We start from the raw sequence: 12,141 nt of genomic DNA, 5'->3' as shown, positions 1-12,141 counted from the left end.
CGTGCCATGGAAGTATGGTTCTAACAAAGAAATGGTAGTATCATTTAGTTGCTAGCGACAGATAAAGATAGGGGATTATATCAAATGAGTACAACGAAATCAGGTTTACACCAAACCATTACAGCAGAGATGCTGCATCAGTTGGTTGAGAATACTTTTGGAACCGCTACCATTGTGAAGAGTTTTGCACTGTTGCAGGGTGGACTTTTTAATACAACGTATCGAATTCAGCTTGAACATGCGTCGTACACGGATGTGATATTACGTTTGGCTCCAGAGCTGCCGCTGGGATCTTCTGGCGATCCGTTATTTTCATTTGAACGGACAATGATGTCTGCTGAAACTGTCGTTTATGAATATTACCGTAAGGCAGGCATTCCTGCTCCAAACATTATTGCCTGTGATGACAGCGGATTGATCATTCCGAGAACCTACATGTTTATGGAGTTTATACCCAGTAAGCAATTGGATCATCCATCGATTTCGGAGTCAGATAAAGAGCAATTATATCATCAGCTCGGCGCTTATACCGCTGTCATGCATCAGATTGAGGGTGCATCGTTTGGCTGGCCGCAAGGGGATGGGACGATTAAAGGCTCGGATCATTGGTCCGAGGTGCTACACTCTTTTGCAGAAGAGACGGCACTCAAAGCTTCACAAGCCGGGTATATGCCAGGTGTAGGAGAAGAAATCGCAGATATGTTCATAACAAACAAGGATTTGTTTGATCAGGTAATTGTTCCGGTTCTTGTTCATAACGATCTATGGGAAGCCAACGTGCTTGTTCATGAGGAGAACGGGCAGCTAAACATAGCCGCCATCATTGATGGGGATCGTTCCATGTTTGCGGACAGGGCGTTTGAGGCGATTTTATCGACAGAATCATCAGCTGGTTTTCATGAAGGTTATGGCCGGCCACAGGATATGTCCGATGAGGGACAGGCACGCCTTCTTGCCTATCGCATACTTTCCTCTTACTTTAACGCATATGTGCATGAACATCAGGTGGATCAGCCGGAGGCAGGACAGAAGTATCGTGAGCGTACACTGGATCTATTGAAAGAATGGAAGAGACTCAAACTTAACGAATAAGTAGGAGGGTTTAGTATGAAAGAGTATATGCAATATCCGATGTGGGACGCAGCATTATCTTTGGAAGAACGATTGAATGACTTGATTGCGCGTCTGACAACGGAGGAGAAAATCCGATTAATTCCTACACGCGAAGCCGCAGTACCCCGATTGGGAATACCCGGTTACAATGTGGGAGGCGAAGCGGCTCACGGGGTTGCCTGGATAGGTGAAGCTACCGTTTTCCCGCAGCCACTCGGTCTGTCGAGCACCTGGAATACCAAGCTCATGCGCGAAATTGGTTCCGTCATCGGAGATGAAGCTAGAGCATACCACCATCGTGCACCCGAGCGTCACGGCTTGACCTTATGGGCGCCAACCGTCGATCTGGAACGAGATCCGCGTTGGGGCAGAACGGAAGAAGGTTATGGTGAAGATCCCGTACTGACAGGTGAAATGTCAGCTGCTCTTGTGAAGGGCATGCAGGGTAATCATTCTTTCTATTTAAAAATGGTAGCGACGTTAAAGCACTTTTTTGCCAACAACAATGAGAAGGATCGGTTGAATTGTTCATCCAGCATCGATCCGCGTAACTTGCGTGAATATTATTTAAAAGCATTCGAGACGCCTTTCGTAGAAGGTGGGGCCTTGTCCATGATGACAGCCTACAATTCGATCAACGGCACACCCGCTATTGAAAGTCCATACGTGAATAATGTGGTCAAGGGTGAGTGGGCTATGCCTGGATTTATCGTGTGTGACGGGGGAGATTTGTCCCAGACGGTCAATTATCACGGTTATCATGCCACGCATGCGGAATCGGCAGCAGGGGCTATAAAGGCAGGTGTGGACTGTCTGACGGACGAGGTTGATTTAGTGGTATCTGCCTTGGAAGAGGCGCTTGAGCGTAACTTGCTGGAGGTCGAGGATCTTGACCGGGCCATTCGTAATATTTTTGGCGTGCGGATGCGGCTTGGACAACTGGATCAGACGGGACTTAACCCGTATGCTTCAATATCGGAATCAGTATTGTGTGCGCCTGAACATGCCAAATTAAGTTATAGAGCAGCAGCCGAGTCTATCGTTTTACTCAAAAATGACGGACTGCTTCCTCTCCAATCGGAAAGATTGCAGAAGGTTAGCGTAATCGGTCCCCTCGCGGATGTGGTCTATACCGATTGGTATAGCGGCACACTGCCTTATCGTGTTACCGTTTTGGAAGGACTACGCAAGCAGCTTGCTGGAGCTGAAATATCTTTTGCAGATGGGAATGATCGCATCAGCCTGAAGACAGCCGATGGAAAGGTGATCACGCTCGGTGCTGACGGAAAGCTTGTAGCCGTGCCGGAAGGTAGTGCGGAGGCCGCTGAGTTCATCCATCAGGACTGGGGCTGGGGAAGTCATACGCTTCGCAGTGTGAAAAATAATCGCTATGTTTCGTTAACCGAACAGGGCATCTATCAGGCGAATGCGCCGGAGATTGGTGGCTGGTTCGTCAAGGAAGTGGTACAGATTGATTCACAAGCGGATGGAACCAGCACGTTGCGTACGTGGAACGGACTGCCACTGAGGCTGGATGAAAATCAGGGGCAACTGGTGCTGTCCCCAACGCCGGAACAAAAAGACGAGGACTTGAGTTCATCTGGTAATCCGGATGCCGTAGAAGGGAAGCAGAAACCTCCTGTGTTCAAGCTGGACATTGTTGCTAACGGAATAGAGCAGGCGAAAAAAGCTGCTCAGAACAGTGACGTTTCTATCGTTGTTGTAGGTAATAGTCCATATATTAACGGCAAAGAGGAGATCGATCGCCCAAGTCTGCTGCTTCCGCCTGAGCAGGCCCGATTGGTAAGAGAAGTCTGCCAAGTGAACCCGAATACGGTCGTTGTCATTGTTGGCAGTTATCCATTTGCACTGCAAGAGTTAAAAGACGTGGCTCCAGCAATCGTATACCTGACGCATGCAGGCCAAGAATTGGGGAATGCGGTTACGGATGTTCTGCTCGGTAATTATGCTCCTGCTGGTAGACTGAATATGACATGGTATGAGGATGAATCACAGCTGCCTGACATCATGGATTACGACATTATTCATAACGGTACAACCTATATGTATCATGAAGGTCCAGTCCTGTATCCCTTTGGTCATGGATTAACCTATTCGGAATTTGAGTATAAGGCGATTCGAGTGGAGCGGGCACAGGGATCTTCTGGAGATGATGTGCTGAAGATTGAAGTGCAGGTCGAGAACAAAGGGGCACGTGCCAGCGATGAAGTGGTGCAGCTGTACGGGCACGCCCAAACTTCACGGGTGAAGCGACCACAACGTCAGTTGATCGCTTTCCGACGTATTCATCTTGCTTCTGGCGCCGTGGAAACTCTATCTTTCGAAATTCCTGTTCACAAACTGGCCTTCTGGGATGTAACTCGAGACAAATATTGTCTTGAATCCGCCGCCTGGTCGATCATGGCTGGACGTTCCTCAGCAGATATTCGTCAGACCGCAGAAATTCTCATCGAGGGTGAAACTATTCCTGCACGCGCGCTGAATCTGCCTACATTTGCGGAAAATTACGATGCATATGCAGGCGTTCTGTTGGATGAGTGTCTGGAAGGGCGTTCAGCCGTCCGAGCCATTGCTTCAGGCGAACCGCTGTATCATGAAGGTCGTTTCTCCTGGATTTCATTCCACGACAATGTTTTCCGGCAAGCTAGTGCGTTTGAGGGTCGGGTGGCAGCCTTCGGAGAGGGTGGCGAATTGGAGATTCGGACGGAAGGTCCGGAAGGCCCACTGCTCGGCACTTGTGTCGTTCCTGGTCCCGCTGGAACAGTCAACGGGAAGAATCTTCAGTGGAGCACAGTTCGCTGTTCCCTGAAGGGAGAGCGTGAGATTGACCAGCTCTGCATTGTTTTCAGGGGCGGTGCAGCCCTTCAGCAATTTGTGTTGAAATAAGTTGATTTGTTGATCTTCATAATGCATGGCGAAAAGGCTGTCCTGGCACTGGATTTAGTGCGACAGCCTTTTTGCGCTGTCATCCCCAGTGACCTTTTTTACATAGGCCGTATATTCAACTGCAGAACAACCCACAATAACGTTGTTGTTTTCTGATTCTGTAAAGGTGGTTGAGGTATGAAAGATAAAAAGTGGGACCTCGTCGCACTCGCTTCCATCCCGGTTATTATGACACTGGGTAACTCTATGCTGATCCCCATCCTTCCGCAGATTGAGCGTGAATTGAAAGTGTCCTCATTCAAGGTCAGCATGTTAATTACGGTTTATGCGGTCGTCGCAATCCTGCTCATTCCACTTGCAGGATATCTGTCGGATCGATTCGGCAGGAAAGCCGTTATTATCCCCAGTCTCATCATTGCAGCCGCAGGAGGCGCGGTAGCAGGAGGAGCAGCCTGGATGCTGAATGGAAATGCGGCATACTGGAGTATTCTCGGTGGCAGACTTTTGCAAGGGATAGGAGCAGCAGGGGCTTTCCCGATTGTCATTCCATTGGTGGGTGATATGTTCGATGATGAAAACGAGGTAAGTAAAAGCCTTGGCATTATTGAAACCTCGAATACCTTCGGCAAGGTACTAAGTCCGATTTTGGGTGCAGCTTTGGCTGTATGGATTTGGTATTTGCCTTTTATGGCTATTCCGGTACTTTGTGTGCTTTCATTGGTTCTGGTTATTTTCCTGGTGAAAACACCCAAGAGGAAGGAAGAACCAAAGAGCTTTCCCGAATTTGTTGCTTCCATCCGCAGTGTGCTGAAAGAAAAGGGCCGCTGGCTGTATGCGATTTTTGCGATTGGCGGTATTTGCATGTTTGTTCTCTTTGGTGTGCTCTTTTATCTGTCGGAGACGTTGGAATCGGAGTTCAAATTAAAGGGTGTACTTAAAGGACTTGTACTTGCTATACCACTGGCAGCCTTGTGTCTGGCGTCTTTCTTTGCTGGAAAATGGATAGGAAAGAACAAGACACGGATGAAATGGCTTGGTTTTATCGGACTTGCTGTTTTAACTGTATCTCTTGGCGTAATCGGGCTTTTTGACAACATTTATGTAGTTGTTGGTTTGTTCACCCTTGGTGGAGCGGGAATAGGCGCTACACTGCCATGTCTGGATGCTATGGTTACTGAAGGGGTGGACAAGGAACAACGCGGCACCATCACGGCGTTATTCAGCAGCATGCGTTTTATCGGTGTGTCTCTCGGTCCTCCTGTCGTGTCATTGTTGATCTCTTCCCACCATTTCCTTCTGTTTGGTATTCTCGCCGCGTCGGGGGCGGTGGGAGGGCTACTCACGTTATTGGCAGTCAAGCCAGATAAGGGAAATCAGCCCACATCAGGCAGTGGTCAAAATCAACGTGAACGTGATTATGATGAAGTGAAACAGCCCAGTGGTTATCTGCCGGGGCGGAGAAAGAAAAGTCCACTCTGAATTAAAATATAAAAACGCGTTTACTCTGAGGGATGTATCTTTCCTCACAGAGTAAACGCGTTTTAATGAATCGAAGGATAACAGTGTAGTTACATCAATTATCTTTTTGCTGAGTAGTTGTGTTATTCTCGGTTGCAGTCTCGGTATGCTCATGCCGATCGGAATCCTGGGCAGCGATATGTGTATGCGTCAATAACGGATGCACAGGCACCGCAAACCCTCCATTTCGTTTCCCTTGAATCAGGTATATCAGGAGAAATAGAATCATGAACACAATGGAATAACGGTACATATCGGTATAACTGGTTATGGAAGCAATAGCGCCCAGCAGAAGTGCTCCCAGAGCAATCCCCAGATCCAACGTATTCAGAAACATGCCGTTAGCCATACCGCGCTGTGAAGGGGAGACAATCTGAATCATCCAGGTCTGCATGGAAGACTGAATTGAACCATATCCAATTCCATATAAAAATGCAGCGACAAACAAGATGGACATCGACGAAGCGTAAGAGAGCGTGATCAGTCCAGCAGCGATGAATATCGCTCCGGGAATCAGTAACGCTTTTGGACCTTTACTGTCATAGATCCGACCTGCAAACGGTCTAACCAGCAGTACAGCGAGAGCATTAAACAAAAAGAACAGTGCAGGGTTAGCCAGGTTGGCTTCCTTTCCGTACAAAACGATGAATCCGACCAGTCCGCCATACGTGATGGACAGCAAACAATTCAGTACACTTGGCAAAATCAGTTTGCGGTTGAAAGGCGTCTTTACTTTGGTGCCTGATATCGCCGCTGTTCCAACGGGTGGTGTTGGTATCACCTCATCATTGACCCTACGAGCTTTCTTGCGTGTCAGTGAATAACTAAGCGGATAGATGACCACAATAACACCTGCCGTACATAACATGAGTGTCATGAACCCGGCACCCTGAAGCAACGTGACCCCAATAATGGGACCCATGGACATGGCCAGACTTGTAGACAGGCCGAAATAGCCCATACCTTCACCCATCCGTTTCACAGGCACAATATCCGACGCCATAGTCGGGAAAGCCGTGCTACTCATACCGAATCCGATACCGAACACCATGCGCAGCAATAACAGGACCGCAATCCCGGCAGCAAAATAATATCCAAGTGTAGCGAGTAAGGCAACTGTCAGGCCAATATAGATCATGGCATTACGAAGACCCTTCTCCAATGCTTTGGCTGAATAGAGCCGGGCAGCAATGGCGCTAAGGGCAAAAAGACAGGTAAAGAGGCTGACTTCAAAGGCATTGGCGTGAAAACGGTCCTGCACATAAGAAGGCAGTGGGGATACAATCATGTGGAGTTGTAGAAAGAGTAGAAAGTTACATAACATGAGCAGGATAAAATCGGTGGTCCATAGTTTGACTTGCGATGATTGTGATTTCATTAGTTGTTCATTCCCCCTGGTGTAAAATTCGTTACAGGTTGCTGTTCATGAGGGAAAGAGTATGTCTAAATGCTTCCATCTGGTCTTCGGGTATACCTTCAATCAGATTTTTATTCATTTCTCTTTCGAGCGGAACAAGCTGGTCAAGCAATATCTTTCCTTCATCGGTCAAGTAGAGCAAGTAGGCTCTGCGATCCTGTTCGCTGGTCCGGCGTTCGACCCAGCCTTTCTTTTCCAACAGATCAATAATGCGGGCAGTTGTGGGCTGGTCCTTATAAACGCGATTGGCGACTTCCTTCTGGTTCACGCCTTCGCCTCTGCCGATATTGAACAGAACGGAAAACTGCTCTGTCGTAATATCATAGGGTTTGAATCGTATGGCTAGTAAAGCCGACGCCTTGCGATGTGTCATGCCCAGCATGAATCCAATGGATTGATCGAGTGAATAATCGTTCCCCATATAATCCTCTCTTTCTTAAAATAAAAATAGTCTCAATTCATTTACTTGTTATAACAACTATATGCTAAACAATTAATTTTGTCAAAACGGATTTATGAATATCGGCGTCATGATAAGATCTTTTCATATGTGATTAGCAGTGGAATAATGTTTTATGTGAACATTGAAAATGCAAACGCTGGTAAATACTGATAAAATAGAAGTGCCGCTGTATCGCGGTAATTGGGCCACATGATGGTGAGGTTACGAAGACGAATCCGCTCCAGCTGATTCTGGAGCTGACTGAGGAGAGCTGAGTATGCTGAAGAACATTCCCGCAATAATACCTCCGGAACTGCTGAAGATCATGTCTGAAATGGGTCATGGAGACGAACTGGTACTGGCTGATGGCAACTTCCCCGCAGCCAGTCATGCCCAGCGGTTGATTCGCTGTGATGCGCTGGGTACCGTGGAGTTACTGGATGCCATTTTAAGTTTGTATCCACTCGATACGTACGCTGAGCGACCGGCAGCCGTTATGCAGGTCGTCAAGGGAGATCAGGTGGTGCCCATCATCTGGGAAGACTATCGTAGGCTGATCCTTGACCATGAGGGCATCACGGATGCCTTTGATCATGAAGAGCGTTTTGCTTTTTATGAGCGGGCTTCTCGCGCCTATGTCATTGTTGCAACCGGTGAACGTGCGCAGTATGCCAATTTGATTTTGAAAAAAGGTGTCATTTTTCCAGATACAGAGCCTTACCCACAAGCGAAAAAAGTTGAACTGAATTGAATCCAAACTCAAGGCGACGGGGCGGCAGAAGCCTCGCTCGCCTTTTTGCTTTTCCCAAATCGCAGCCAGTAAACAACAACATATAATATAGGCATACTCTCGATAAGCACGGCATATGTAGCAATGGCGTAAGAACGAATGGCTAATTCATAGGAAGCCGCGTCTTTTGCATATTGAAGCACATAAGAAGCCGCAGTTCCGGCTAGCAAGTAAACTACCGTTTTTTCCTGCCGAACTCCGGTAAGTTTAGCAAGACAAACGGAGGCGACGTATAACAGAAACGAGCTGCGAGTAAACATGGTCGTAGACCAGATGGCAATTAGGAAAGGGTCCAGGTTATCCAGAAAATCGCCGTAACGGGCAAAACGTATCATCTCCAGCAAAGGGTAGCGAAGACTGCTGGCTTCGTAAGGTCCAAAATTCATTAACGTAAACATCCAGAACACGATAATGAATAATGCAAGCGTAGAACCTGCAAATAACATACTTCGTAGAAGCGGCCGCCTGAAAGCAATGGCAGGGGCGAGGAACAGGAACATCATCCATTCGGAAAACCAGGGCATGGTTGAAAACGAGCCTGTTAAAATTTCTTTCAGATCATGATGCGTTACCATGGCAAGCAGTACATCAGGATTCCCCCCACCCATTACAGCAGGCATGAGAAAAGTAGAGGTGAAGATTTGCACCAGGAATATCCCTTCTGATAAATAGACAATGGTAATCAAACCTGAGCGCGCTGAAAGGCTGATACATAAAATAGTTACGGTTGCTGTCAGCCATATGGGTGTCTCGGGTAAATACATGGATTGCAGAAAAACGATGAAATTCTCTACGTCAACGGATATCAAATACAGGCACAGTAACACAATCAGACCGAGGAACAGCTTGTGAACGGCCTTGCCCACAATTTCTTCACCGAAATCAATCCAGGGTCGATCCGGGTAAACCGCTCCCAATCTGTATGTGAAAAAGAGAAGAATCAGACTGATCGCAAACCCGCCAAGGATGGATATCCATCCTTGATAACCGCTCATTTTGAACAAGCGCTGTAGAAGGAAAGCGATGGGTTCGGAATACAGGTAGACAAACATAAAACGGTACGCTTGTCCGGCAGACAATTTGATCATGGCGTGCTCCTTTCTTAGCCAAACAAGCGGTCTGCCCAGCCAAAGACCAGCCTGATGACATCATTGGGATTAGGCCAGCCCGGTACAGAGACAGCCAACGTATTCCACAGCAGAAATATCCCCAGCAGAATGAAATAGGCCCGTTTCATTCCTTTTTTGCTGGACTTGATCATGGGCCACTCCAGTATGTACAGTACGGCAAACAAAACAACAGCAATCATTGGTTTACCTCCTAAAGTGGCCTGAAGCTTTCCTCTGTTCCTATCAGTAGCTGGATTCCGAACCTACGAACTGGATGTTGATTTGGGTATGCACGTTAAACTGCAATTCGTTTTTGACATAATCATTCCAAACGGGACGCAACTTTTCCCAGATCCGAGGATATGCCCATTCCAGGCGATAACCGAGCATTAGAATATCGGCGTTCTTACGTTGGCCACTCCTTATTGCGTTGGTTAGATAGGCACTCACTTTTTCATTGGCCTTTTGCTCAATCTGATTCACGCCCACAATATCTTTGACCTTGAGAATCGGAATCACGGAATTCAGTTCTGCCTGCCCCCGTAAAGTGATGTCGAAGAAAGGCTGTCCGTTGACAAGCCTGACCTTAATTTTGGAATTCATATTATAGATCGTCATGCTCGCTTTTTCTTTATCGGTTTCCACGGAAAGGGCCACGGAATCCAATTTGCGATTGGCCCAGGCTATGGTCCTTGCTTCATTCGCCGAGATTGAATCGACCATCTTCATCTGTTTGAAAAGAGCACCACCTATTTGACTGGTCCATTGCTTTCGTTTATTATCCTCACTTGCCATCGAGGTTGCTTTCGATTCCAGAAAGGGGGCGGCAAAGCCCTGATTCATTTTGTCAGCCATAAGTACACTGAGCATTTGCGTCTTTAACATGTTTTCTTGGGTTGCAAATTCTCTTAACACATCACTGGGTGTTTCCTCGAAAACGGGAGTCAGATCAGCCACGTCTCTGGCTCTGCCCTTCGCAACCATGACGTAACTGCTAAGATGGAACAAAGGTTCACGTGAGATCCATTCCATCGCATCTTGAATGCCCTCTCTGGCGTATGCCTCACCGAATACCACTACCCGTGTGTGCCCCCAGGAAATCTTTCGTGTGAGATCGGTTTGGATTTTCTCTATGGCGTCAGCGATGGTGGATGCGGTAGCCGAAACGAGAGCATATGGATTTTTTCCGGGTCCGCCCGTACCTTCCGGAGAGAGACGGTTGGGAAGTGGCATACTTAATGAAATATCGATTTCACCTGGTTTTTCACCCTTATCCACATACATGGTTGTAATAAACGTACGTTCATTTATTTCAACTTTGGACCAGCAGCCACTGCAAAGTAACACGCATACCAAAACGACACTCAGTTTGGGCATAATCATCCACGTTTTCATGTTTTTTGCCTTTTCTTATTCGCATCTTCGTAAGCTGCTGGTCGCTTCTTCATTAGGAACCAAGGCACACGAACGATAGTATCCTTGATATCACGCAGCACGAGGGGGGCAAATGGCTGCATGTATGGCACGCCAAATGAACGCAGACTAACCATATACCAATAGATCAAATAGATCGAGATCACGATGCCGAACAAACCCAGCGTTCCACCCATAAACAGCACCGGAAATCGAAGCAGCCGGAAGGCCAGTCCGAGCTCGAAGTGCGGGATGATAAAGGCGGCAATACCTGTGATAGATACGACAATAACCAGTGGTGCTGAGACAATTCCAGCCTGTACAGCCGCCTGACCAATAACAATCCCACCGATAATAGACACCGTTTGGCCCAGTGGCTTCGGAATACGAATCCCCGCTTCGCGCAAACCTTCAAAGGTCACTTCCATAATGAGCGCTTCAATCAAGGCAGGGAAAGGAATGTTTTCTCTAGCAGAAGCGATCGTAATCAGCAGGTTGGTCGGAATGATTTCCGGGTGAAATGTAGTTACGGCGACATAAAAGGATGGAAGCAGGAAGGCTATAAAGGCAAACAACAGACGAATAAGTCTAATAAAGGAGGCAGAATAAAATCGTTGATAATAGTCTTCCGAAGACTGCATTAAAGAGAAAAAAGTAACCGGAATGAGCAGGGAGAACGGTGTTCCATCCTGCATGACCCCAATCCGTCCTTCAACCAGTGCAGCAGCCACCGTATCCGGTCTTTCCGTATATTGATATTGTGGAAACGGAGAGAGAGGATGGTCCTCCAGAAATTCAGATAGATAACTTACACCAAGGCTGCTATCCATATCGATATTACCAAGACTTTCCAACACGTTTTCCAGAATGTCTGGCTTGCATAACCCTTGGATATATACAACGAACACCTCGGTTTTGGTGTATTTTCCAATGGTGAATTTGATCATCTTCAAATCAGGGTGTTTAATTTTGTGCCGAAGCAGAGACATGTTCACATGAATATCTTCAATGAAGGCTTCCTGAGGGCCAACAATTACAACTTCGTTGGTTGATTCCGCTACGGAACGCCTTTGATAATTTTGAAGTGCAAAATGAATCATTCCCGAAATACCCTCGATATATAAGGCTGCATTACCTGACACGATATCATCCACAATTGCTTCTGGTGAATTCGAGTGGTGGCTGTTAAGGGTGAAAAATGATCCGGTCAGGACTCGGGTAATGAATTGATGATCTATTTCATTTCTCGAGGCTTCCTCAAGCAGTGGTTTGACGATGGCTTCCCGCATAGTAGGGGTATCTACAATGGACTGAATATAGATGAGTTCACAATGGAAAGGTCCAATTTGAAAAGGCTGATAGATTATGTCGGCAACACCCAACAGATTAGCTCTAACCTGTTCATAGATATTGTCTTTTTCCATTTCAGTTT

10 protein-coding genes are annotated in these 12,141 nt (G+C 47.0%); 4 read left to right on the top strand and 6 right to left on the bottom strand.

The genetic code is table 11. The features are described 5' to 3' along the window. Nucleotides 1–84 precede the first annotated feature (84 nt). From CRO25_RS09730 to CRO25_RS09720, 3 genes are all read left to right on the top strand, one after another. Nucleotides 85–1,092 carry a phosphotransferase family protein gene (locus CRO25_RS09730; protein ID WP_079694799.1) on the top strand — a complete coding sequence of 336 codons (1,008 nt, stop codon included), beginning with the start codon at nucleotides 85–87 and terminating at the stop codon, nucleotides 1,090–1,092. A 15-nt stretch (nucleotides 1,093–1,107) separates the two neighbouring features. Beyond that, complete coding sequence (locus tag CRO25_RS09725; RefSeq protein WP_079694798.1) at nucleotides 1,108–4,020, top strand: glycoside hydrolase family 3 C-terminal domain-containing protein; 2,913 nt, start codon at nucleotides 1,108–1,110, stop codon at nucleotides 4,018–4,020. Nucleotides 4,021–4,197: 177 nt separating this feature from the next. Then, the gene (locus CRO25_RS09720; protein WP_079694797.1) at nucleotides 4,198–5,499 is read left to right on the top strand and encodes an MFS transporter; all 1,302 of its coding nucleotides are present in this window, start codon (nucleotides 4,198–4,200) and stop codon (nucleotides 5,497–5,499) included. A 94-nt stretch (nucleotides 5,500–5,593) separates the two neighbouring features. Here the strand turns inward: CRO25_RS09720 and CRO25_RS09715 are convergent, their stop codons facing one another. Both CRO25_RS09715 and CRO25_RS09710 read right to left on the bottom strand, forming a co-directional pair. Continuing rightward, nucleotides 5,594–6,916 (bottom strand): MFS transporter, encoded by a 1,323-nt coding sequence (locus CRO25_RS09715; RefSeq protein WP_079694796.1) that lies wholly within the window; start codon nucleotides 6,914–6,916, stop codon nucleotides 5,594–5,596. Nucleotides 6,917–6,947: 31 nt separating this feature from the next. Beyond that, a complete protein-coding gene (locus CRO25_RS09710; RefSeq protein WP_079694795.1) occupies nucleotides 6,948–7,376 on the bottom strand; it encodes a MarR family winged helix-turn-helix transcriptional regulator in 429 nt (142 codons plus the stop codon). Between the two features lie 298 nt (nucleotides 7,377–7,674). Here CRO25_RS09710 and CRO25_RS09705 point away from each other — a divergent pair, with 298 nt between their 5' ends. Then, complete coding sequence (locus tag CRO25_RS09705; protein ID WP_063564710.1) at nucleotides 7,675–8,148, top strand: RbsD/FucU family protein; 474 nt, start codon at nucleotides 7,675–7,677, stop codon at nucleotides 8,146–8,148. 8 nt (nucleotides 8,149–8,156) lie between these two features. Here CRO25_RS09705 and CRO25_RS09700 read toward each other — a convergent pair whose 3' ends face one another. From CRO25_RS09700 to CRO25_RS09685, 4 genes are read right to left on the bottom strand one after another with little or no spacing between them, the layout of a single operon-like run. Then, nucleotides 8,157–9,275, bottom strand: a complete 1,119-nt coding sequence (locus CRO25_RS09700; RefSeq protein WP_079694794.1) for a GerAB/ArcD/ProY family transporter — start codon at nucleotides 9,273–9,275, stop codon at nucleotides 8,157–8,159. Nucleotides 9,276–9,289: 14 nt separating this feature from the next. Continuing rightward, nucleotides 9,290–9,496, bottom strand: a complete 207-nt coding sequence (locus tag CRO25_RS09695; RefSeq protein WP_063564708.1) for a hypothetical protein — start codon at nucleotides 9,494–9,496, stop codon at nucleotides 9,290–9,292. A 43-nt stretch (nucleotides 9,497–9,539) separates the two neighbouring features. Next, a complete protein-coding gene (locus CRO25_RS09690; protein WP_079694793.1) occupies nucleotides 9,540–10,691 on the bottom strand; it encodes a Ger(x)C family spore germination protein in 1,152 nt (383 codons plus the stop codon). Further along, nucleotides 10,688–12,133: a spore germination protein gene (locus CRO25_RS09685; RefSeq protein WP_063564706.1), complete on the bottom strand. Its 1,446-nt coding sequence runs from the start codon at nucleotides 12,131–12,133 to the stop codon at nucleotides 10,688–10,690. The genes CRO25_RS09690 and CRO25_RS09685 overlap by 4 nt, the downstream gene beginning before the upstream one ends. Nucleotides 12,134–12,141 lie beyond the last annotated feature (8 nt).

Source organism: Paenibacillus sp. RU5M, from assembly GCF_900221055.1.
Classification (GTDB): Bacteria; Bacillota; Bacilli; order Paenibacillales; family Paenibacillaceae; genus Paenibacillus; species Paenibacillus marchantiae.
This window is presented reverse-complemented; position numbering and strand designations above follow the sequence as displayed.

What these genes read in the sequence shown, in the direction of transcription:
- CRO25_RS09685 (WP_063564706.1), bottom strand. Translation starts at nt 12,133, where the DNA reads ATGGAAAAAGACAATATCTATGAACAGGTTAGAGCTAATCTGTTGGGT.
- CRO25_RS09715 (WP_079694796.1), bottom strand. Translation starts at nt 6,916, where the DNA reads ATGAAATCACAATCATCGCAAGTCAAACTATGGACCACCGATTTTATC.
- CRO25_RS09725 (WP_079694798.1), top strand. Translation starts at nt 1,108, where the DNA reads ATGAAAGAGTATATGCAATATCCGATGTGGGACGCAGCATTATCTTTG.
- CRO25_RS09700 (WP_079694794.1), bottom strand. Translation starts at nt 9,275, where the DNA reads ATGATCAAATTGTCTGCCGGACAAGCGTACCGTTTTATGTTTGTCTAC.
- CRO25_RS09695 (WP_063564708.1), bottom strand. Translation starts at nt 9,496, where the DNA reads ATGATTGCTGTTGTTTTGTTTGCCGTACTGTACATACTGGAGTGGCCC.
- CRO25_RS09720 (WP_079694797.1), top strand. Translation starts at nt 4,198, where the DNA reads ATGAAAGATAAAAAGTGGGACCTCGTCGCACTCGCTTCCATCCCGGTT.
- CRO25_RS09690 (WP_079694793.1), bottom strand. Translation starts at nt 10,691, where the DNA reads ATGAAAACGTGGATGATTATGCCCAAACTGAGTGTCGTTTTGGTATGC.
- CRO25_RS09705 (WP_063564710.1), top strand. Translation starts at nt 7,675, where the DNA reads ATGCTGAAGAACATTCCCGCAATAATACCTCCGGAACTGCTGAAGATC.
- CRO25_RS09730 (WP_079694799.1), top strand. Translation starts at nt 85, where the DNA reads ATGAGTACAACGAAATCAGGTTTACACCAAACCATTACAGCAGAGATG.
- CRO25_RS09710 (WP_079694795.1), bottom strand. Translation starts at nt 7,376, where the DNA reads ATGGGGAACGATTATTCACTCGATCAATCCATTGGATTCATGCTGGGC.